This window comes from Paraburkholderia atlantica (genome assembly GCF_009362785.1).
Lineage (GTDB): Bacteria > Pseudomonadota > Gammaproteobacteria > Burkholderiales > Burkholderiaceae > Paraburkholderia > Paraburkholderia atlantica.
Genome location: NZ_WHNQ01000008.1, coordinates 240,652 through 262,075, shown reverse-complemented (window position 1 = coordinate 262,075; position 21,424 = coordinate 240,652). Strand labels below are relative to the sequence as shown.

At 61.8% G+C, this 21,424-nt stretch carries 20 protein-coding genes and 1 pseudogene; 7 read left to right on the top strand and 14 right to left on the bottom strand.

Going from position 1 to position 21,424, the window contains the following annotated elements; translation table 11 throughout:
• Positions 1 to 50 precede the first annotated feature (50 nt).
• The gene (locus tag GCT19_RS14825; protein ID WP_152852355.1) at positions 51 to 968 is read left to right on the top strand and encodes a LysR family transcriptional regulator; all 918 of its coding nucleotides are present in this window, start codon (positions 51 to 53) and stop codon (positions 966 to 968) included.
• Positions 969 to 1,072: 104 nt separating this feature from the next.
• On the opposite strand, the gene GCT19_RS14820 is transcribed toward GCT19_RS14825, so the two are convergent.
• From GCT19_RS14820 to GCT19_RS14810, 3 genes are all read right to left on the bottom strand, one after another.
• On the bottom strand, positions 1,073 to 1,948 hold the full coding sequence (locus GCT19_RS14820; protein ID WP_152852354.1) for an amidohydrolase family protein: 876 nt from the start codon (positions 1,946 to 1,948) through the stop codon (positions 1,073 to 1,075).
• Positions 1,949 to 1,999: 51 nt separating this feature from the next.
• Positions 2,000 to 3,292, bottom strand: a complete 1,293-nt coding sequence (locus tag GCT19_RS14815) for an MFS transporter (RefSeq protein WP_152852353.1) — start codon at positions 3,290 to 3,292, stop codon at positions 2,000 to 2,002.
• 61 nt (positions 3,293 to 3,353) lie between these two features.
• A complete protein-coding gene (locus tag GCT19_RS14810; protein WP_152852352.1) occupies positions 3,354 to 4,076 on the bottom strand; it encodes a GntR family transcriptional regulator in 723 nt (240 codons plus the stop codon).
• A 179-nt stretch (positions 4,077 to 4,255) separates the two neighbouring features.
• Here GCT19_RS14810 and GCT19_RS14805 point away from each other — a divergent pair, with 179 nt between their 5' ends.
• Positions 4,256 to 5,548: an MFS transporter gene (locus tag GCT19_RS14805; RefSeq protein WP_152852398.1), complete on the top strand. Its 1,293-nt coding sequence runs from the start codon at positions 4,256 to 4,258 to the stop codon at positions 5,546 to 5,548.
• A 145-nt stretch (positions 5,549 to 5,693) separates the two neighbouring features.
• Here the strand turns inward: GCT19_RS14805 and GCT19_RS14800 are convergent, their stop codons facing one another.
• Positions 5,694 to 6,602: a LysR substrate-binding domain-containing protein gene (locus GCT19_RS14800; RefSeq protein WP_018437278.1), complete on the bottom strand. Its 909-nt coding sequence runs from the start codon at positions 6,600 to 6,602 to the stop codon at positions 5,694 to 5,696.
• 123 nt (positions 6,603 to 6,725) lie between these two features.
• Between GCT19_RS14800 and GCT19_RS14795 the strand changes: the two genes are divergently transcribed.
• Both GCT19_RS14795 and GCT19_RS14790 read left to right on the top strand, forming a co-directional pair.
• Complete coding sequence (locus GCT19_RS14795) at positions 6,726 to 7,745, top strand: zinc-dependent alcohol dehydrogenase family protein (RefSeq protein WP_152852351.1); 1,020 nt, start codon at positions 6,726 to 6,728, stop codon at positions 7,743 to 7,745.
• Positions 7,746 to 7,926: 181 nt separating this feature from the next.
• A pseudogene (locus GCT19_RS14790) lies at positions 7,927 to 9,196 on the top strand (IS256 family transposase).
• Positions 9,197 to 9,455: 259 nt separating this feature from the next.
• Here GCT19_RS14790 and GCT19_RS14785 read toward each other — a convergent pair.
• The 4 genes from GCT19_RS14785 to cynR form a co-directional block, all read right to left on the bottom strand.
• Positions 9,456 to 9,935, bottom strand: a complete 480-nt coding sequence (locus GCT19_RS14785) for a nuclear transport factor 2 family protein (protein WP_018437280.1) — start codon at positions 9,933 to 9,935, stop codon at positions 9,456 to 9,458.
• Positions 9,936 to 10,061: 126 nt separating this feature from the next.
• On the bottom strand, positions 10,062 to 10,310 hold the full coding sequence (locus GCT19_RS14780) for a hypothetical protein (protein WP_018437281.1): 249 nt from the start codon (positions 10,308 to 10,310) through the stop codon (positions 10,062 to 10,064).
• 212 nt (positions 10,311 to 10,522) lie between these two features.
• On the bottom strand, positions 10,523 to 10,846 hold the full coding sequence (locus GCT19_RS14775; RefSeq protein ID WP_018437282.1) for a DUF4148 domain-containing protein: 324 nt from the start codon (positions 10,844 to 10,846) through the stop codon (positions 10,523 to 10,525).
• A 447-nt stretch (positions 10,847 to 11,293) separates the two neighbouring features.
• A complete protein-coding gene (gene cynR / locus GCT19_RS14770; RefSeq protein WP_018437283.1) occupies positions 11,294 to 12,184 on the bottom strand; it encodes a transcriptional regulator CynR in 891 nt (296 codons plus the stop codon).
• A 152-nt stretch (positions 12,185 to 12,336) separates the two neighbouring features.
• On the opposite strand from cynR, the gene GCT19_RS14765 reads away from it, so the two are divergent.
• The 3 genes from GCT19_RS14765 (at position 12,337) to GCT19_RS14755 (ending at position 14,156) form a co-directional block, all read left to right on the top strand.
• Complete coding sequence (locus tag GCT19_RS14765; RefSeq protein ID WP_036661880.1) at positions 12,337 to 12,996, top strand: carbonic anhydrase; 660 nt, start codon at positions 12,337 to 12,339, stop codon at positions 12,994 to 12,996.
• A 63-nt stretch (positions 12,997 to 13,059) separates the two neighbouring features.
• Positions 13,060 to 13,530 carry a cyanase gene (gene cynS, locus GCT19_RS14760; RefSeq protein ID WP_018437285.1) on the top strand — a complete coding sequence of 157 codons (471 nt, stop codon included), beginning with the start codon at positions 13,060 to 13,062 and terminating at the stop codon, positions 13,528 to 13,530.
• Positions 13,531 to 13,676: 146 nt separating this feature from the next.
• Entirely contained in the window at positions 13,677 to 14,156 is a 480-nt protein-coding gene (locus tag GCT19_RS14755; protein WP_010808884.1) for a nuclear transport factor 2 family protein, read from the top strand.
• A gap of 559 nt (positions 14,157 to 14,715) precedes the next feature.
• Here GCT19_RS14755 and GCT19_RS14750 read toward each other — a convergent pair.
• The 6 genes from GCT19_RS14750 to GCT19_RS14725 form a co-directional block, all read right to left on the bottom strand.
• A complete protein-coding gene (locus GCT19_RS14750) occupies positions 14,716 to 14,982 on the bottom strand; it encodes a hypothetical protein (RefSeq protein ID WP_227749262.1) in 267 nt (88 codons plus the stop codon).
• Between the two features lie 45 nt (positions 14,983 to 15,027).
• Positions 15,028 to 15,960 carry an electron transfer flavoprotein subunit alpha/FixB family protein gene (locus GCT19_RS14745; protein WP_152852396.1) on the bottom strand — a complete coding sequence of 311 codons (933 nt, stop codon included), beginning with the start codon at positions 15,958 to 15,960 and terminating at the stop codon, positions 15,028 to 15,030.
• Between the two features lie 86 nt (positions 15,961 to 16,046).
• Positions 16,047 to 16,796 (bottom strand): electron transfer flavoprotein subunit beta/FixA family protein, encoded by a 750-nt coding sequence (locus GCT19_RS14740; protein WP_152852350.1) that lies wholly within the window; start codon positions 16,794 to 16,796, stop codon positions 16,047 to 16,049.
• Entirely contained in the window at positions 16,793 to 18,433 is a 1,641-nt protein-coding gene (locus GCT19_RS14735; RefSeq protein ID WP_018437290.1) for a GMC family oxidoreductase, read from the bottom strand. Before GCT19_RS14735 ends, GCT19_RS14740 begins: the two co-directional genes overlap by 4 nt.
• Entirely contained in the window at positions 18,430 to 19,653 is a 1,224-nt protein-coding gene (locus GCT19_RS14730; RefSeq protein ID WP_018437291.1) for a CaiB/BaiF CoA transferase family protein, read from the bottom strand. The genes GCT19_RS14735 and GCT19_RS14730 overlap by 4 nt, the downstream gene beginning before the upstream one ends.
• A complete protein-coding gene (locus GCT19_RS14725) occupies positions 19,646 to 21,424 on the bottom strand; it encodes an FAD-binding protein (protein WP_051106792.1) in 1,779 nt (592 codons plus the stop codon). Before GCT19_RS14725 ends, GCT19_RS14730 begins: the two co-directional genes overlap by 8 nt.

Genomic DNA, 21,424 nt, shown 5'->3' with positions numbered 1-21,424 from the left:
GGGCAGGAAGATGCAACAGGCCAAGACCAAATTCGTGATACCTTTTCTGCATGAGACTACGAATCGATCTACGCCAGCTGGAGTGCTTCGTTTCAGTGGCGGAGGAAGGCACGTTCCGCGCCGCGGCCGAACGACTGCACATGTCACAGCCGCCTTTAAGCCGCCAGATCAAACAGCTCGAGAGCGAACTTGGGGTGACACTGCTCACTCGCGATTCGGCGGGCGCGGAACTTACGACGGCGGGCCGCGCCTTCCTGAAGGGGGCCAGGAAGACGCTGCTTCAGGCCGCAGAGGCGATCGAAACCGCACGACGGCATTCAACGGGAAGGCCCCGGCAGCTCAGGGTCGGTTATTCCAAGGTCTTCGACCCGGAGGTCTTCCCCTCCCTCGAGCCTGCCTTCAAGAAAGCGGTTCCTGACGGGTCGCTGGTCTTCGTTGCCGCCATTTCCGTCGAGCTCATCCGGCGCCTGCGGCGTGGCGCGCTCGATGTCGCCTTGATCGGACTGCCCACCGCAACAGGGGAGCTGGTGGTTGAACCGCTGCACAAAGAGCCGCTGGTCGCGGTAATCCCTGCACGGCATCCGCTCGCGCGGCACAAAGTCCTGTCGATCGCGCAGTTGAATGACCAACCCGTGTTCTGGCCGCAGCGCCGAACAAATCCCGGATTCTTCGATTACTACGAGGAAGTGTTCGCGAAGCTCGGACATGCGCCGAGCCGCAGACTGACGGAACCCGCGGATCACCACCTCCTGCTGGCCGAAGTGGCAAACGGACGGGGCATCGGCTTCATACCTAAGTCGATGACGAAGATGCGGCGCGCCGGTGCGACTTTCAGGCCACTCAAGGAAAGGGAATTCTGGATCGGATTTGGCCTCGCCTACAGGGATGCGCAACACAGACCAGAGTTGGATGCGTTGTTACGCATCGCGCGGCGCAAAACGGTGTTGCTGCCTCGGGGCATGGAATAGCCACGTCACATTCGTCCGCTTATGGGCCGCACTGAAACCTGGTCGCCGCTGTGCGGCTCGGCAGCCCGTTTAGCCAGTCCTGCCCTTGCGATGCGCCATGTGGATCACGCGAGATCGAACCTGTAAAGTCTTGTAGGCGTGTCTGCCAGGACAACCCTGCGCTCTTCTTCAACCGGGAGAAGCACGCGTAGAAGTTCGAGCGCGTGAGTAAAATCCTCGTCTGCTTCAAACTGCGTATGCGGCCAGTCGCTGCCCCACATAAGGCGATGCACGCCAAAGGCCGCTTTCAGAAAATGAAATGCCTGCTGCGCATCATGGTCATCCGGGCGAAGCTGCCGTCGATTCCGGTACGCGGCCGATATCTTCACCCACACACGCTGCGTATCGGCCAGTTCAAGAAGACGGCGAAAGCCTACGTCTCTTACACCGATATCCGGATCGGGCCTGCCGAAATGATCGACGACGACATTCATGCCGGCGTCCAGAAGCGGCTCGACGATGCCCTGCAGCCGCGCAGCTTCCGCATGCACTTCGACATGCCATTTCAGATCGCGGACATGGGCGAGCGTTTGCGCGCTCACCCATCTGTCGAGCGGCTGATCGGGATGTCCGATCAGGTTCAGCCGAATCCCTGCAATGCCCGCATTCGCCATCTCCGTCAGTGTGTCGATCCTACAATCACGCTCGATCACCGCGACACCGCGTAGCTGCTGCGGCGCGCGGCGCAACGCATCGAGCAGATAGCTGCAATCGGTGCCGAGAAAGCTGGGCTGCACAAGCACGCCGTGCGATACGCCGTGCGTGTCCAGTTGGGCAAGGTATGCGTCGAGCGTGGCGTCGTAGTCGGGCACGTAGCGACACTTTTCGGCGAGCGGCAGGCTGCGCTCGAATACGTGAGCATGAGTATCGACAGATGCAATGTGGGCTGGACGATGCACAGCCTGCCGGTGGCTCGCCTCTATCCCCGACTTCTCCATCATGGACGTTCCTTCATCACCATTCTTGCGCGGTTACGGCAAGTGTCTCGCGCGTCAATGCCTTTGCGCGTGAGAAAGCGCGCCTGTGTGTTCGGGCTCGAGTGTGGCTTCGTCCAGCATGCGGCCGCGTGTCTCGGGCAACATCAGCACGGACAGGACGACAATTGCGTAGGCGAGTCCCGCATCGATGCCGATCGCCGTTCCAAGCGACATGGTCGCGGACATGTGCCCGACGAGCACCGGAAATCCCGCCGACACGACGCGGCCGAAGTTGTAGCAAAACCCGACGCCAGTGCCACGCATCCCGCGCGGATACAGCTCGTTGAACAGCGCGCCCATGCTTGCCGGAATGCCCGCTGCAAAAAAGCCTAGCGGAAAACCGAAGAACAGCATCGCGGTATTGCCGAGCGGTAGGAACAGATAGGCGATCACCGTTATCACGCAGCAGATCGCAAACGCGAGTATGGTCTTGCGGCGTCCGATGCGATCCAGCAGCTGCGCACTCACGAGGCACCCGCAAAAGAACGCGACGATCACGACGGCGAGGTAGCCGCCCGTACTCAAGACCGACAGATGGCGCTCGCTTTTCAGAAACGTCGGCAGCCAGGTCATCAGCCCGTAGTAGCCGCCATGCGCACCAACGCCGAGCAGTGCGCCGAGCAGCGTCATGCGCAGCACTTGCGGAGAAAAGATGCCGACGACAAGGCCAGGCGTCGGCTGCTGACGCGCCCGCGTATTGCGCGCTGCGCGGGCCGGCGCGGCAGGCTCCTGCACGCCGCGTCGGACGTACAGAATCAGAAGCGCCGGAACGATGCCAACCCCAAACATCACGCGCCACGCAGTATCCGCAGGCAGCAGCGAGAACATCAGTGCATACAGCAGCACCGCTGCGCCCCAGCCGACCGCCCATGCGCTCTGCACGCTGCCCATCGCCTTGCCGCGATGCTCGTTGCTGATGGTCTCGGCCATCAGCACGGCGCCCGCCGCCCATTCTCCGCCGAAGCCGAACCCCTGCAGTGTCTTCAGCACGAGGAACTGCGGATAGTTCTGCGCGAACGCGCACAGGAACGTGAACACGGAAAAACACGCGACGGTCCATTGCAGCGTCTTTACGCGTCCCAGCCGGTCCGACATCATGCCCGCAATCCAGCCACCCAGCGCCGACGCCACCAGCGTGACGCCGCTGACGAGCCCCGCTTGCGTGCGGCTGATCGACCACTCGGCGATGATCGCCGGAATCACGAGGCTGAACATCTGCACATCGAGCGAATCAAGGGCCCATCCGCCGAAGCACGCCCAAAACGTCCGGCGTTCATTGCCTGAAATCTGGCTGAACCACTTGAACATTCCAGTCTCCTACCTCGTCGTTCCTGCGTGGGAACAACGTGTTTGTGAGGGCGCGCGATCGCTAGCGGATCTCGGCCTGATAGATGAATTCGCTGGCAGGCCCGCGTGAGCGGCGCCATTCGAGCGGCTGTCTGTCGTAGCCGTATGCAAGACGCTCGATGACGACGGCGGGCGTACCAGGCTCGATGCGTAACAGCCGTGCATGCAACGGGCCAATGGCTTCGACGGTCAGTGTTTCCGTGGCGGACGCTACGACCTGATTGCATTGCGCCTCGTACACGGGATACAGCAAGTCACCGACTTCATTCAGGTCCATCTGCGCAAACGCCGCAAAACGGACATAGGGCAGCCAGATTTCTTCAGCGAGCATCGGCACGTCGTCGATCAGCCGCAGGCGAGTCATCTGGATCACGCGCGCGCTACTCGAAATCTGCAAGATCGCGGCGACAGCCGACGACGCATCGACGACCTCGCGTCGCAAGATGCGGCTTTCTGGAATGCGTCGTTCGCCTTGCCGCGTCTGGAAGCGGAAGAAACGAAACAGGGAGCTGTCGAAGCTCGCGCGGCGCACGAACGTCCCTCTGCCCTGAAAACGTTCCAGCAGGCCTTCCGCGACGAGCAGATCGACAGCCTTGCGGACCGTCCCGACCGCCACGTCGTAGCTTTTGGCGAGCGCCTGCTCGGTAGGGATCGCTTCACCCGGCCGCCAATGGCGGGCCGCGATCAGAGCGACCATTTCGTCGCGCAAACGCTGGTAGCGGGGCAACCGTTCATCGGCAGGCATCGTAGTCTCCGTTCAATTCATATATATGATTTCATGATCAAGGCCGACGGTAGATCGGTGATAACCCTATGCTTACCTTTAGATTTGGCTTCCAGCGGGTTTGTACTCATTGTCGAGAAAACAGATTCGCCTAAACATATATATGAATTTTTGAGCGGAGATTGATTGTGAGCCAAACCATGAGTGCCGAGCAGGCTGTCGTGAAAAAGGTCGCCTGGCGGCTCATGCCGCTGTTGATCGTGATGTTCCTGATCGCCTTTATCGACCGGCAGAACGTCGGCTTTGCCAAGCTGCAGATGGTGCACGCGCTGGGAATGTCGGAAGCGTCATATGGTCTGGGCGCGTCGCTCTTCTTTATCGGCTACCTGCTGTTCGAGGTGCCGAGCACGCTTGCGCTGCATCGTTTCGGCGCTCGCCTTTGGCTCGCACGCATCATGGCGACCTGGGGCGCCATTACCGTGGCGATGGCATTCACGCATTCAACGGGACTTTTCTATGTGTTCCGGTTCGCACTGGGCGTCGCCGAAGCTGGCTTCTATCCGGGCGTAATCTTCTATTTGACGCTCTGGTTTCCGCAGAGTCATCGCACACGCATGCTCGGCTTCTTCACGCTCGGCAGCGCGCTCGCCAACATGCTCGGCTCACTCGCGGGCGGCTTGCTGTTGTCGCTGGACGGCAATCTGGGTCTCGCCGGCTGGCAATGGGTGTTCGTGGCAACCGGGATACCTGCTGTCCTCGTCGCACTCGTTGCGTTGCGCTTTCTGCCTGAGTCCGTCGAACGCGCCCCGTTCCTGTCGAACGAAGAAAAGGCCCTGATGATCGCGGCGCTACGGCGCGAGGCGCCGGCGCAAGCGGCCGCCGGGCATCCATGGCGGGCGCTCGTCGACAAACGTGTGCTGATGTTCGCGTGCGGCTACATGCTGATGTCCACCTCGCTCTACGGCGTGACCTACTGGTTGCCCACGCTGCTGAAAAGCGGCGGCGTCTCGCATTCGTCGCTCAATGGCCTGCTCAACATGATTCCGTGGATGCTCTCCGCGCTGCTTCTGCTGTGGCTGCCCGCGAAGCTGAAACGCGAGGGTGTGGTGCTCAGCTCGATGGCGTTGGTTGCGGGCGTCGGCGTGATCGGCTTCGCGCTAAGTCTCGTGCTGCCGGGTCTGCCGCTGCAATTTGCCGCGCTCGTGCTGGGCGGCGCATGCATTCCCCTGCTCTATCCATGCTTCTGGTCGCTGCCCCCGCGATACTTCACGGGCGCCCGCGCTGCAGCCAGCATTGCGGCGATCAATTCGATTGGCAATCTCGGAGGCTTCTTCGCGCAGAACCTGATGCCTTACATAGGAAAGGTCGCGGGCAACGCAAGTGCTCCGATGCTCGTGCCCGTCGTTTGCCTGACGTTGCTCGGCTTGGGGATGTCGATCGCGTCGGCGCGAACCAAAGCGGGCGAGCGCGTGCGGATAGCGGCGCGGCAGTAATTATCTTGCGACGCACGTACTGGATGGTGGCATGGCGTGCGTCGCTTATAGCATCGACGGTGGGTTTTGCGCGTTGCGGATGGGCGAGGACGCGCATTGACACATTTATCGTCGCAACGTTGACAGATTCAATGCGATCTACGGCTCAGACCCGGGCAAGCACTCGTGGTATCTCGTCCACAAGCGCGTCGATTGCGACGCGTACCTTCGAGGGCAGATGTCGCGATTGCGGGCGGATGACGTGAACCTCGGCGCCCTGCACGCTGTTGCTATCCATCACGAGCGACAGCCGGCCGTCACGCAGATAGGGCGCCATGAGCCAGCATGGTAACCAGGCGAGGCCTGCGCCCGCAGCCGCTGCGTCGGCGATGGCCTGGAGGTCGTCATAACGCAGGCGCGCGGACAGTCGGCACTCCTGCACCTCGCCGTCGGCGCCGAGCACTCGCCATGGTGTGCTTTGTCCACCGCGGCCGTAAGCGATGCTGACGTGCGAGCCGAGTTCGGCGAGGCCCGACGGCCGCCCGTGTCGATCGAGCCAGGCCGGAGACGCGCAAATGCCCATCCGCTGAACGCCGAGCCGGCGCCCGACAAGGGTTGCATGGTCCGGCAGCGGTCCAATCCGCACGGCGATATCGAAGCCGTCCTCGACCAGGTCCGAAACGCGATCGCTGAACGACATCTCGACGTCGAGCAACGGATGGCGCTCGACCAGCTTCAGCATCACGGGTGCGACGCACTGCCTGCCGAACAGCACCGGCGCGGTGATGCGTAGCCGCCCGGACGGATCGCGGCGGCCCGCCTCCAGTGTCGCCTCGACCGCGCCGAGTTCGGCCATCACGCGTCGGCACTGCTCATAGTACGCATGTCCTTCGTCGGTTAGGCTCAGATGGCGGGTGGTTCGCTGCAGCAGTCTCACTCCGAGACGCTGCTCGAGCCTCGCGACAATCTTCGCGATCGCCGAGCGCGTGACACCAAGGCGTTCGCCCGCTGCGGCGAAGGTGCCGGCATCCACGACATCCACAAATTCCGCAATGCCTCTTAGCCGATCGTCCATCGTGCGAGCTCCCGATACCGCGGTTTATGTTTCCTGCCAGGCGACGATAAGTCGTCAAAATCTCGTCAATGTGTCCTTTCCCGCAACACTAACATAGGTGCTTCTACCCGATGAGGAGTTGCTATGAACGCATGGAAACTGAAACCCGGCGCCGGTATCTCCGGCCTGAAGCGCAGCGACGCGACCATGCGATCGCCGGGGCCGACCGAGGTCGTTGTCAAGGTTCACGCGGCGTCGCTGAACTATCGGGACCTGATGTTCGCCCGCGGTGACTATCTCGGCATTGGCGATGCGCCGCTGATCCCGCTGTGCGATGGCGCGGGCGAAGTCGTCGAGACCGGCCGCGACGTGAGCCGCTTCAAATCGGGCGATCGCGTGGTCAACACATATTTCCCGCGTTGGATCGACGGCGCTCCGGCACCGTGGAAAGTCGACAGTTCTCCCGGCGCCAAAGTCAACGGCGTGCTGGCCGAGCGGTTCCTCGTCGACGAAACGGCTCTTGCGGCGATCCCGGCACACCTGGGTTATGAAGAAGCCTCCACGTTGTCGTGCGTCGGCGTCACCGCGTGGAACGCGCTATTCGTGGACGGCGACGCGAAACCCGGTTCCACGGTGGTGCTGCTCGGCACAGGCGGGGTGTCGATCTTCGCGCTGCAGCTGGCGCGCGCGGCGGGTCTGCGCACGATCATCACGTCGTCGAGCGATGAAAAACTGGAACGCGCTCGGAAACTCGGCGCCGATGAGACGATCAACTACCGCGCCAAGCCGGAATGGCAGAACGAGGTTCTCCGGCTGACCGATGGGGTAGGCGCGGATATCGTGCTGGAGATCGGTGGACGGGACACACTGCCGCGCTCGGTGGCCGCGACGAAAATGGGCGGCCTCGTGTCGGTCATCGGTGGTGTGAGCGGCTTCAGTGGACCGGAGCTTGGACTCCTGCCGGTGATCGGGGGCATCAAGCGGTTGCATGGAATCATGGTGGGCAGCCGCTCGATGCTCGACGAGGTTGTCAGGCTCGTGTCCGCGCATCGAATCCGGCCGGTGGTCGATCACGTCTTTGGCTTTGACGACGCGCCCGCCGCGTACAGGCATCTTGAGTCCGGACAGCACTTCGGTAAGGTGGTGGTCCGGATAGACGCCTGAACCCCTGTACTGATGAGGGTTCGGCGATGTCTGGATACGCGGGCATGAGGCCTGGGGATGTTGTCGAACCGCGTGGGCGGCAGTGATCCACTCTGAATGGCCGGTGTGTGGAGCGCTTCGAAAGAGCCTGTCAGATTTTTAGTGTGCCGAGGTCATGAGACGATAACGGAAATAACGTCCTATGACCGAAACAACAGTGACCAAGAAGAGCAAGAACCCGAAGGCGCCGAGGCTGTTCCCCGACGAGTTGATCGATCAACTGCTGGCGCAGGTGCAAAGCAAGGATGCCGAGTCGATTCTGGGCGAATCAGGCCTGGCCGGCCAACTAAAGAAGCAACTGGCCGAGCGCATGCTCGCGGCGGAACTGACGCACCACCTGGAGAGCGAGGCCGGACAAGGCAGGAGCAGCAATCACCGCAACGGCACCAGCCCCAAGACGGTCATCACGCCCAACGGCGAGCTGAAGCTGGACATTCCACGCGATCGGGAGGCGACGTTCGAGCCCCAACTGGTCGGCAGGTATCAACGCCGCCTGCCGGGCTTTGACGACCACGTCATCAGCATGTATGCGCGCGGCATGAGCGTGCGCGAGATCCAGGGCCATTTGCTGGAGCTGTACGGTCTGCAGGTGTCGCCTGATCTGATTTCGACCGTCACAGATGAAGTACTGGCCGAGGTCGAGCAGTGGCAGCAACGCCCGCTCGAAGCGATGTATCCGATCGTGTATTTCGACGCGCTTCGGCTGAAGATCCGCGACGAAGGCACGGTCAAGAACAAGGCCGTCTATCTGGCGCTGGGCATCCGGGCCGACGGCCGCAAGGAAGTGCTCGGCTTGTGGATCGAACAGACCGAAGGCGCCAAGTTCTGGCTGAAGGTCTTCAACGAACTGAAGAACCGCGGGTTGCACGACATTCTGATTGCGGTCGTGGACGGCCTGCGCGGCTTTCCGGAAGCGATCGAGGCGGTGTATCCGGCCGCGCAGATCCAGACCTGCATCGTGCATTTGATCCGCAATTCGCTGAATCTGGCGGGCTGGAAGGACCGCAAGCTGCTGGCGGCCGCGCTCAAGCCGATCTATCAGGCCGCCACGGCCGCAGCGGCGGCAGCGGCGCTCGAGGTCTTCGCACAAAGCGAGTGGGGCCGCAAATTCCCCACCGTCGCGCCGATGTGGCAACGCCAATGGGAGCAAGTCATCCCGTTCTTTGCCTATCCGCCAGAGGTGCGCAAAATCATATATACGACAAACGCGATTGAAAGCATGCACATGCAGTTGCGCAAGATCGTCAAGAATCGCGGCCACTTCCCCAGCGACGAAGCCGCCAGCAAGCTGCTGTATCTGGCCTTGCGCAACATCGAAAAGGATTGGAAGATGCCGCCTATTACCTGGCGGCAGGCAGTCAAATCAGTTCGCCATTATGTTCGGCGAGCGGTTCACGAACGCCATGAGCTGAGATCTTTTAACCGACCTCGGCACACAAAATTCCTGACACCTCCCTTCGAAAGGCCCAGTACGACCCTTCTCGGTCATCCCCTCGTCTCGCTGTCCTTCTCACCTAGTCCGCCCTCAAACGATTGCTGCCCAGGAACCCCCAAGCGGGGGCGGGGTTGCTCCCTCATTGCGAGCTTCGGGAGGCCGTCGCAGAAGCTGTCTCACCTTTGCCTTTGCTTCCCCGAGTGCATCCAATCGAAGCGATACGATCAGCCTGGCTATTAGAGGCCGAGATCTGACAAGCCGGGATGATCATCCGGACGGCGGCCGAGCGGCCAATGGAACTTCCGCTCTTCTTCCTTGATTGGCAAATCGTTGATGCAAGCGTAGCGATTCACCATCAGACCGTCCTCGCGGAACTCCCAGTTCTCGTTGCCATAGGACCGGAACCAGTTACCAGAGTCGTCACGCCATTCGTAGGCATAACGCACGGCGATCCTGTTACCAGTGAACGCCCACAGCTCCTTGATGAGACGATACTCGTGCTCCTTCGACCATTTGCGCTCAAGGAACCCTCGGGCTTCATTGCGGCCGTTTGCGAATTCAGCACGGTTGCGCCAGCGAGTGTCCAGGCTATATGCGAGGGACACTTTGGCAGCGTCGCGGGTGTTCCAGCCATCCTCGGCCAGGCGCACTTTCTCGACGGCGGATTCGCGTGTGAAAGGAGGGAGCGGCGGACGGATTTCAGTATTAGTCGACATGGTATTACCTCAGTGGTTGGTGGATGAAGACCCGAGACCGGGCCGAAGGTTGGATAAGAGCAGTGCTGCGAGTCCTTGATCGCTCGGTCTGGCGATTAACCCGTGTACATGGCGGACTTCGCTCGCTTACGCCGCAAAGGTGATGTAACCGCCAGAGTGCGTCATGATGTGCGCCCAACGCACGGCCGCGTACAGGCCCTCGGCGCACGCAAAGTCGCTGCCGTCAATCGCGACGACCCACTGGTCTTCTTTGAGGCGTAGCGCGAGTCGTTGGTGGTCGACCAGATCGCTGTACCAGCGCCATGTGGCTAAGTTTGGCTCGTCCGACTGCAGAGCTTGATGAAGGACAGCGACTTCGTAATGTGAGTGGCTCATGACAGTCTCCGTGAAGTACCGACCTTCATATGATGTAGACCGGCCTGTATCCGATGGGCGACGCGATTGCCCGGGTTCGGTTCGTTCGCCAGGCAAACTAGCGAGCGAATCGTTACGACTGAATGTGGCGAGAATGAAGCACGCGGACATGCCAGGACTTGCGCGATACTTCAGATCGCGTGGCGTCTAGTATCCGCGCTGCCGTTGGACGGCTATTGGCCGAAATAGATTGGCTGCATGCCGTCGTTGTCGAGGTGACGAGCAGTCTTGGGAACACCCGCTGACGACGAGCCTGCCTCGGCGACACCGCCATAGCTCGCATCCCCGCGTTGCGCTGCCAGGCGTGCTTCGGCCGCCTGAATCTCGGCGGGGTAGTTGGGGTCTTCTCCACGAGACTGGTCGTAGCCCACAGCACGCAGTTGCGCGAGTTCCGCGTGAACCTGGGCGCGAGTCAATCCGGATGTGTCAGTGCCTGCGAAAACGGGGCTGGTGACAGATGCAGCGATAACGAGTACGGCAAGGAAGCGAGATTTCATGATTCTCTCCAAAGAAACAGTGACGACGGAGCAAGAATGCATCAATCCGGCTATAGGGTCTAAGACCGATATCCTATGTTCTCTATAGGCTAAGCTAATACTTCTGGTGATGGGTTGAGAAGCCCGTTTTCTGACCAGACTGCAGACTTCTCGGAATGCGCCGTTGCTAGCTTCCGTCCCGCGATTGCCGAATCTAGGCCCGGTGCTCGAGTTGCTTAGTGCCAACCCCAGCTGTCTTCAACGCCGCGTAAATCACAATCCAGTTCCTGGCCGAAGTCGAGCGCCCACTCCTCACCGTCTCACCGCACGGTCATGCTCTTCAGCTGAAGCTTTGCGATGCCGACACCACCGGCGCAGGTTGTGCGAAGCGGCGTAGGTGTCGGAGCTAACGGAGAGCGCGTTACGTGTCGATCTCCTCGCTTCGCGCGTCGCGCGCCGCGATCTCCATTAGCGTCGGAAGTTCTCCGTCAATTCCATCAACACCTGGACGAAGGCCTTGCTCGCTGCCGTCCGATACGCGTCCTTGCGTCGCAGCAGCACGGCCGTGCGCGCCGGCAGCGGCGGGTCGAGCAGCACGGGGTGCAGCTCGGTATGCTCGCGCGCGATGCCGTCGGGTAGTACGGTTGCGAGCTGCCCACGCCGCACGATCTCGACGATCGCACTGATGGAACTGACCTCGATGGCAACCTGCGGGCGAATCCGGTTCCGAGTGCAGTATTCGTCGATGTAACGCCGCGTCGCGAACGCCTTGTTCAGCAGCACCAGCCGTTCGTTGGCGAAGTCCTGCGCGGACAGCGGCTTGCGGCGCGTCGCACGCGCATGGCCGCTGCCGACGACGAGGCTCAGCGTCTCGCGAAACAAAGGCTCGCTTTCAATTTCCGCTGTGTGGACGGGCTCGAACGCGATCCCGGCGTCGAGCCTGTCATCGGCAAGTTGCGCTTCGATCTGGTCCTGCGCGATTTCCTGAATGTCGATCGCGATGCCGGGATGCAGGCCATAAAAACGATCGGTCACGGGCCCCACGAGATACGCCGTGAAGGTCGGCGTCACGGCAAGGCGCAGATTGCCGCGGCTCAGTTCGCCGACGTCATGTATCGCCCGCCCGCCCGCCTCCAGATCCTGTAGCGCGAGCTTCGCATAGCGCATCCACGCCGCGCCGGCATCCGTGAGGTGCACGTTCCGCCCCGAACGGTCTAGCAGCTGCGTGCGCAGCGTGTCTTCCAGTTGCCGTATCTGCTGCGACAGCGTGGGCTGCGAAACGTGCAGCGCCTCGGCGGCGCGCGTGAAATTGCGGTGTTCCGCGACGGCCAGGAAGTAACGGATATGACGCAACAGCATGGCGAATTTCCTCGTTCTCGATAACTATTGGCATTGCCTATGGTGAGCATCATAAACCCGTCTTGGACACTATGACGGAACAGGTTCATTCTCTGTTCAACGCATCGCACTGAGCGACACCGCAACGAACGCCAGATTGAATGGAGCAGACCATGCAAGAGATCATCGACGGTTTTCTGAAGTTTCAGCGGGACATCATGCCCGCGCGCAGGGAGTTGTTCCGCAAGCTGGCCACCAGTCAGACGCCGCGCACACTGTTCATTTCCTGTTCCGATAGTCGCATGGTTCCCGAACTGGTCACGCAGCGCGAACCGGGCGATCTCTTCGTGATCCGCAATGCCGGCAACATCGTGCCTTCGTTCGGTCCTGAGCCCGGCGGTGTGTCGGCAACGGTCGAATATGCGGTGGCCGCGCTCGGCGTGACGGATGTGGTGATATGCGGCCACTCGGACTGCGGCGCGATGACGGCCGTCGCGACGTGCAAGTGCCTCGACCATATGCCCGCTGTCGCGAACTGGCTGCGCTACGCCGACTCGGCGAGGCTCGTCAACGAGGCGCGTGAACATGCGGGCGAGCGCGAGCGCGTCGACTCGATGGTGCGCGAGAACGTCATCGCCCAGCTCGACAACCTCAAGACCCACCCCTCAGTTGCACTGGGACTCGCGCAAGGCCGCCTGAATTTGCACGGATGGGTCTACGACATCGAATCCGGCTCGATCGACGCGCTCGACGCCGCGACCCGCCAGTTCGTGCCGCTCGCTGCGCATCCCGATGTCACCGCGACGCCCGCCGAGTGCGTGGCTGCGCTCTGATTCCCGGCTCGTCACACCGACTGTCGATCTCACCAGGTTGATTTTTACCCAAGGAGCAACATCATGACCCAATCGCAAGTCACACCGAACGCACGCGAAGCATTGACGGAAACGATCGTCGACGCGAAGGTGCGCAAGAACCTCACCTTCGAAGCCATCAACGAAGGCACGGGCTTGAGCCTCGCATACACGACAGCCGCGCTGCTCGGTCAGCATGCGCTGCCGGAGAACGCGGCGAAGCTGGTCGCGGAACGCCTCGGGCTCGACGCCGACGCCGTGCGCCTGCTGCAAACCATTCCCGTGCGCGGCAGCATTCCGGGTGGCGTGCCGACCGATCCCACCGTCTACCGCTTCTACGAAATGGTGCAGGTCTACGGCTCGACGTTGAAGGCGCTGGTTCACGAGAAATTCGGCGACGGCATCATCAGCGCGATCAACTTCAAGCTCGATATCCAGAAGGTTCCGGACCCCGAAGGCGGCGAGCGCGCCGTCATCACGCTCAACGGCAAGTATCTGCCGACCAAGCCGTTCTGAACCCAATGATGCATAGACGAAAATTCTTACTGAGCACCGGTGCCGCGCTTGCTTCGGGCGGCCTTGCCCTCTCGGGTTGCACGATGACGAGGCCGCGCTCCACGTCGAGCACCAGCAACGCGCTGTACCCTACAAGGAGATCCGAAATGACTTCACCCGCAGCAATTCGCCCGCCGCTTCCCCCGTTCACGCTGGAGACGGCCATCGAGAAAGTCCGTCTCGCGGAAGACGGTTGGAATTCGCGCGACGCCGCCAAGGTCGCGCTCGCCTATTCGCTCGACACGAAATGGCGCAATCGCGCAGAGTTCGCGAACAATCGCGCGGAAGCGCAGGCGTTCCTCGAGCGCAAATGGAAGAAGGAACACGAGTATCGTCTGATCAAGGAACTGTGGGCGTTCGGCGGCAATCGCATTGCCGTGCGCTACGCCTACGAATGGCACGACGACTCGGGCAACTGGTTCCGCTCCTACGGCAATGAGAACTGGGAGTTCGGCGAGGATGGCCTTATGCAACGCCGGTATGCGTGCATCAACGATATGCCGATCAAGGAATCCGAGCGCAAGTATCACTGGCCCTTGGGCCGTCGGCCGGACGATCATCCGGGACTGAGCGAGTTGGGGCTTTGAAGCCCGGATCGTTACAACCGCGGTGAGCGATCAGCGCCCGACAATTCGGTAGCGAAGAACGACGGATTGTTGGGCGTGCGCCGGCGCGCCGTCGGGATGTAGCGACTTAAATGTCGTTGAATTATTCGCGACTTTTCGTTTGCTCCTCTTGGGTGAAAGTATGATCTGTGTCCGGTGTCAGCTCTGAGCTGCAAAGCAGTCTTTCAAATCGCCAGTCTGCGGAATCGACGATCGACCGCAGTTGGCCGGGTCCTGCCTGCTGGCGAACGTTTTTTCGTGACGGCCTCCGTCGCGCCGGCGAATGCACCAAACCGACCCATTGTCGCCGGTGGGGGCCGTCGCAGATTAAAAGGCAGGTATCAGCGCGGGAACGGACGTTCTGTGCCGTCACTCAAGGACACCGGTCAAAGCCGACAGTTAGGCAACGGCGTCGATGATGCCGGTATGAACACCAGGTATCCCAATGTTGAAAAAGCGAAAAAGCGCGCGATCGCTTACGGCAACGTCGGCGGTACAAGGTTTCGATTGGCGACAGGGCACGGCAGCAAGCTATGCCAGTTCACGCGACGCGTCGTCGTAGAAGATTGCCCCGAACCGTTTCGTCATCCCTTCTTTGAGTGCGGAGTCTGGCACCACGAATTGCCTCGTCGAAGTTTTTATCCGTGGCGACGTGACGATGATCGACGCTCACCAACCAGCTACCATTGGCAAGACACCAGCGAATGCGGCGTTCCTCGACAAGGTTAGCAAACCATCGCCAGATGTCCGCATCTTCGGCGTTCGCCGCAATCGCTGCGCTTCGCCGGATCTCTTGTGAATGATCCAATGGTTTCTCCGCCCAGTGAACGCGAGCAGCCAGTCATCAAGGGCCTCATAGGCTTCCGACGAGTTCGGGCACGACGGTGAACAGGTCACCGACGAGGCTGTAATCCGCGACGCTGAAAATCGGCGCTTCTTTATCCTTGTTGATCGCGACGATCACCTTCGAGTCCTTCATGCCCGCAAGGTGCTGGATCGCACCCGAAATGCCGACCGCGATATACAGTTGCGGCGCGACGATCTTGCCCGTCTGACCGACCTGATAGTCGTTCGGCACGTAGCCCGCATCGACGGCTGCACGCGATGCGCCCATCGCTGCACCGAGCTTGTCTGCCAAAGGCTCCAGCACCTTCGTGTAGTTCTCGCCGCTGCCGAGACCCCGGCCGCCCGACACGATGATATTTGCCGACGTCAGTTCCGGACGATCGAACTTCGTCACTTCGCGGCTCACGAACTGCGAGATGCCTGCGTCGGCTGCGGCTTCGAGCTCCTCGACCGAAGCTCTGCCGCCTTCCGCTGCGACGGCATCGAAGCCAGTCGTGCGTACCGTGATGACCTTGATCGGGTCTTGAGATTGCACTGTCGCAATTGCGTTGCCCGCGTAGATCGGACGCTCGAACGTATCGGGTGAATCGACTGCGGTGATGTCGCTGATCTGAGCGACGTCGAGCTTCGCGGCGATACGCGGCACGACGTTCTTGCCGTAGGCGGTGGCCGGAGCCAGGATGTGCGAATAGTTCTTTGCGATATTCAGCACCGTCGCTTCGACGTTTTCCGCGAGGCCCACTTCGAGTTGCGGCGCATCGGCCAGCAATACTTTGCTAACGCCCACGATGTTCGCTGCCGCGTCGGCTACGGGCTGCGCATTGTGACCCGCGACCAGCACGTGAACTTCACCGCCGATCTTCTTCGCCGCGGCAATGGTAGTCAGCGTCGCTGCCTTGATCGACGCATTATCGTGTTCTGCTATTACCAAGCTAACCAGATTCGTCATTTGCTTTGTCTCCGTGTCGACTGGAGTTAGCGCTTTAGCGCTTACTCCAGTCCCATGCAACATAGTTGCCGTTCTATCTAAAGCACCTTCGCTTCGGTCTTCAGCTTCTCGACCAGCGTCTTTACGTCCGGCACTGTCACCCCGGCGGAACGCCTGGGCGGCTCGGCGACTTTCAGTGTTTTAAGACGCGGCGTGACATCGACGCCGAGGTCTTCGGGCCTGATCGTTTGCAGCGGCTTTTTCTTCGCCTTCATGATGTTCGGCAATGTCACGTAGCGCGGCTCGTTCAGGCGTAGATCAGTGGTGACCACGGCGGGAAGCGTCAGCGACAGCGTTTCAGCTCCGCCGTCCACTTCGCGGGACACGGTCGCCTTCCCGTCAGCCACAACGACCTCCGAAGCGAACGTCGCTTGCGGAAGGTCAGCCAAAGCGGCGAGCATCTGCCCGGTCTGGTTCGAGTCGTCGTCGATGGCCTGCTTGCCCAGCAATACCAACGAAGGCTGTTCCTTGTCGACCAGCGCCTTGAGCAGCTTGGCAACGGCCAGAGGCTGCAGGTCTTCGGATGACTCGATCAAGACAGCACGATCCGCGCCTATCGCCAACGCCGTACGCAGCGTCTCCTGCGCCTGAGCAACACCGCAAGAAACCGCCACCACCTCGCTAACCACGCCGGCTTCCTTTAACCGCACCGCTTCCTCAACCGCGATTTCGTCGAACGGATTCATCGACATCTTCACGTTTGCAATGTCGACACCCGTGCCGTCCGACTTGATCCGGACCTTCACGTTGTAGTCGACCACTCGCTTTACACCTACCAGCACTTTCATACCGTCTCCTTCGAATCTGCCGAAGCCGTGCGCGCAGTCATCGGCGAACGGATCATGTCAGCTGCGCGCTCGGCTAGCATTAGCACCGTCGCATTGGTGTTGGTCGAGGTTATCGACGGCATCACCGAGCCGTCGACGATGCGCAGGCCGGTCGTTCCACGCACCCGCATTTCAGAATCGACGACGCTCATTTCGTCCTCTCCCATCCGGCACGTGCCAACCGCGTGATACACAGTCGAGCCATTGTCACGCACGTATTGCAGTAACGCCTCATCAGTGTCCGCCTGACGGCCCGGTACGGTTTCGTCGACGATATAGCGGGCGACCTCGGGCTGCGCGAAGATCCGGCGGCCGATCTTGAGCCCTTCCACCATCGTGTTGCGGTCTAGTTCGCTGCTGAGGTATGACGGTGCGATCGTCGGCGCTGCCGCGACCTCGCTGCTGGTGATGTGCACGTGCCCACGGCTTTCCGGGCGCATCTGCCAGACGCCGCAGGAGACGCCGGGCTCCGACTCCAGCACTCCGATCCGTCCCTCGGCGAAGCTGCCTGGCGCGATCACGAACTGCACGTCGGGCCGGGTTGCGAGCCGCGTCTGTGCGAAGCCGCCGACGATCGCCGCACTATAGGTCAGTACGCCGGTCCCCGACACGACGTAGCGCATCATCTCGCGCGCGAGCGCGAGTCCGTGCGAGCGCTCGTTCGCGGTACCTGCACCCCGGACCCGATAGCCGAGCCGGACTACATAGTGATCCTGCAAATTGTTGCCGACGCCCGGTAACGCGATGCGTGTTCGAATGCCCGCATTGTCGAGCACGTCCTTATCGCCGATGCCACTCATTTCCAGCAGCTTTGGCGTGCCGATCACGCCGGCGCTCAGGATGACCTCGCGGGTCGCGCGAAACTGGATCGGAACGCCCGCGGTCGTTGTCGCATTGATGCCGCTCACGTGCGTGCCGTTCATGTCGAGCCCGGACACCTGGACGCCGGTCACCACCGTGAGATTCGGCCGCGCCATTGCGGGCCGCAGATAACCGCGCGCCGCGCTGGACCGGCGACGTCCGTCTCGCGTTTGCTGGTAGTACCAGATCGATGGACCGCGCGTGTCGCTGTTTGGATCATCCAGAAACTCGAGACCGGCCTTTTGGGCGGCTTGCACGACCGCACCGCAAATCTCCGGCGGATTCTCCACCCGGCTGACCTGGATCGGACCATGCGTGCCGCGTTGCGGACTACTGCCCTCGGTCCACGTTTCGGAGCGGCGGTAGAACGGCAGACAGTTGCCGAAGGTCCAGCCCCTGGCGCCCGACTGCTCCCAGCTATCGATATCCTCCGCAAACGGGCGCACATAAAGCAGGCCATTGATCGCGCTGGAACCGCCGAGTCCGCGTCCACGCGGAAACAGGATTGCGCGGCCGCTGGTCTCGGCGTCGGCCCGCGTGCGATAGCGCCACGTCACGGTTGGATGATCGAGCAAGCGCACGAAGCCGGCCGGTACGTGGATGAACGGGTGACGATCGCGCTCGCCGGCTTCGACAAGAATCACTTTGACGTTCGGGTCTTCGGTCAGGCGGTTGGCGAGCACGCAACCCGCCGTCCCCGCGCCGACGATCACGTAGTCAGTTGTGTACGATTTCATGACTTCTCTCCGACGGCGGCCGGTTCACGACCTTCGAGTGCTGCGATCTCCTCCTCGGCGAAACCGAACTCGGCAAGTACTTCAGCCGTATGTTGTCCGAGCGTGGGCGGCGCACGGCGGTAAGCTACCGGGCTGCCGTGAAAATTCACCGGACTCGCGATGTTCGTTACCCTGCCCGCAAGCGGATGTTCGATCTCGACGACCGCGTGGTTATGCGCGATCTGCGGGTCCTGCGTCAACGCGGTGTGATAGTCCTGCACGATCGCGCATGGCACGTCCGCGGCGCTCAGATGCGCCACCCAGTATTCGGCGGTATGCAGCAGAAACTGCTGTTCGAGGATGACGTCGAGCGCATGCCGATTAGCAGTCCGCGCGGTGTTGCCGACAAAGCGTTCATCGCTCAGCAAGTCTTTGCGGCCCAACGCCCGGCAAAGGTTCTGCCAGAATTTTTCGGTGAAGCAGGCGGCAAAGAAATAGCGGCCATCGGAGCCCTGATAGTTGCGATACGGCACCATCGTCGGATGGCCGCTGCCGAGGCGCTCCGGCGCTTTACCGCTTCTCAGCGTCTCGCCGTCGCGCGGGATGGTGCTGAAAAGCGCAGCCGACAGCAGCGACGTATCGATGCGCTGACCTTCGCCGTGCCGTTCGCGATGCAACAGCGCCGCAGAGATGCCGAACGCCAGCAGCGCAGCCGCGCCGAAGTCCGGCAACGGCGCGCCGAGCCGAACCGGATTGCCGCCGGCTTCGCCCGTCATGTCCATAAGACCTGCGACAGCTTGCACGATGGGATCGTTTGCGGGCCACGCGGCGTATGGACCGGTCTGTCCGAACGCCGACACGCTTGCATAGACGATCATCGGATTGCGCGCTTTCACGGCCTCATAGTCGATGCCGAGCCGATCCACCGTGCCTGGCCGGAAATTTTCGACGACGACATCCGCGTGCTCCGCCATGCGCAGAAATGCATCGCGTCCTTTCGGCGACTTCAGGTCGAGGCGGATGCTGCGCTTGTTACGGTTCTGCGACAGGAACTGCACGCTTTCGCCTTCGACGAATTGATTACCGAGATTGCGCGAGAGGTCACCGGCCTTCGGTTCCTCAACCTTGATCACGTCCGCGCCGAGGTCGGCAAGCAGCACTGTACCGACCGGACCCGCGGTCATGACGGTGAGATCGAGAATGCGGTAGCCCGACAACGGGCCGACTTGCTTCTTATCCATGATTTGCCACCTGGGAATGCGATGCGTCCGTGAGTTCGGCACGGGGGTAATCGAGCACGTCGAAGGCGAGGCGGAACGGGTCGGCCTCACCGCGCGTGATGGTCAATGCATGACTGAAACGGGCGTCGTCGCGCTCAGGAAAGTCGGTGCGATAGTGGCTGCTGCGCGATTCGCGCCGCTCGATGCACGCCTGCACGATCACGTCGGCAGTCGTCGCCATGTTGTCGATCGTCAACGCATCGATCACCTGCGGCGGCGTGGCCCCGCCCCCTGCGGCAAACTCCGCGCGCGCCTCGCGAGCGGCGGCTAACGCGATGTTCAGACCGCTTTCCGTCTTCTCGACGAGGCAATGCGCCTGCATCGCTGCACGCAGATCGGAGGCGATACGTCGAGCGTCGAACGACGCATTCCGTTTCAGCGCCGTTTCGAGACGCCGTGCAAGCGGCGCCACATCGGACGTGCCGGGCGCCGCGCTGCCGCGTGCGAATGCGGCCGCACCCACGCCTGCGCGATGACCGAAAACCTGACCTTCTGCAAGCGAGTTGCCGCCCGGACGATCCGGACCGCGCACACCGCCCGCGAGTTCGCCGATCACGAAGAGCCCCTCGATGGTCGACATCGCGTCGGTGTTGGTCATCCGGACACCGCCATTCAGGCATTGAAAAGCAATCCCGACGTCGAGCAGATCACGCTTCGGATCGAGCCCCTTGGCGCGCATCCAGCGCAGGGTGTTCGGAATGGTGGCCGCCAACCGTTCCTCGGCGATGTCGGCGAAAGAGAAATGCACCGCGCCGCGTTCCGTGCCCCTGCCCTGCGCGATTTCCGTTGCGATCGCGATATCGATATAGCGCGACTCGTTCGAGATCGTGAACGGAAACACCTTCTCGTCCATTGCAGCCTCGGGCGTCACGCCCGTCGGCAGATAGTCCGGGAGGAATTCGCGACCGTCGCGATTGAGCATCTTCGGATGCAGGATGAAGCACGACTTGCTGAAGAGTTGCACGTAAGGGTGCACCATCGCCGGCCCGAACTGGTGGAACTCCATGTTCACGAGTTCTGCGCCGTGGCGGAAGCAGATCGCCTGGCCGTCACCGGTCATCTCCGCTGTCGACACCTGCTGCGAGAACAGACCGTGCGCGCCGCCAGTGCCAAGCACGACGGCCCCCGCCGAGACCACCAGCAGCCGCCGCGAATCGAGATCCATCGCAACCACGCCGCTCACGCGCCCTGTCGAATCGCGCAGAAGGTCGATCAACGCCGCCGGCTGACGGGTCTCGACACCGAGCTTTCTGCCTTGTTCGGCGAGCGCGCCCACGAAGGCCTTGCCGGTTTTGCCCTTCACGCCTAGCGCGCGCGCAAAGCTGCCGAAGTCGCTGCGGATGAGCTTATAGCCATCAGCGACGCGGTCGAACGGCACGCCGAGTTCGATCAGGTCTGCGATGCGCTTCGGTGCGTCCTCCGCCAGAACGCGCACCAGGTCGCGGTCGATGAAGCCGGCTGCCGGACGCATCGTGTCTTCGTAGTGCACGGTTGCGCTGTCGTCGGGACTGCCGTAGCCGGATGCCCCCATGCTCATGATTTCGCTGGCGCCGTGCACCGTGCTGCCACCCTGTCCGACCGGCGCCTTGGCCAGCATGAGGACCTTCGCACCGGCCTGTGCCGCCGACACGGCAGCACGCGACGCCGCGCCGCCACCGCCGACCACCACTACGTCGGCCTGCGCGTAGTCGACGCCAAAGCCGAATTTCTCCAATGTCCGAACTGCCGTCAC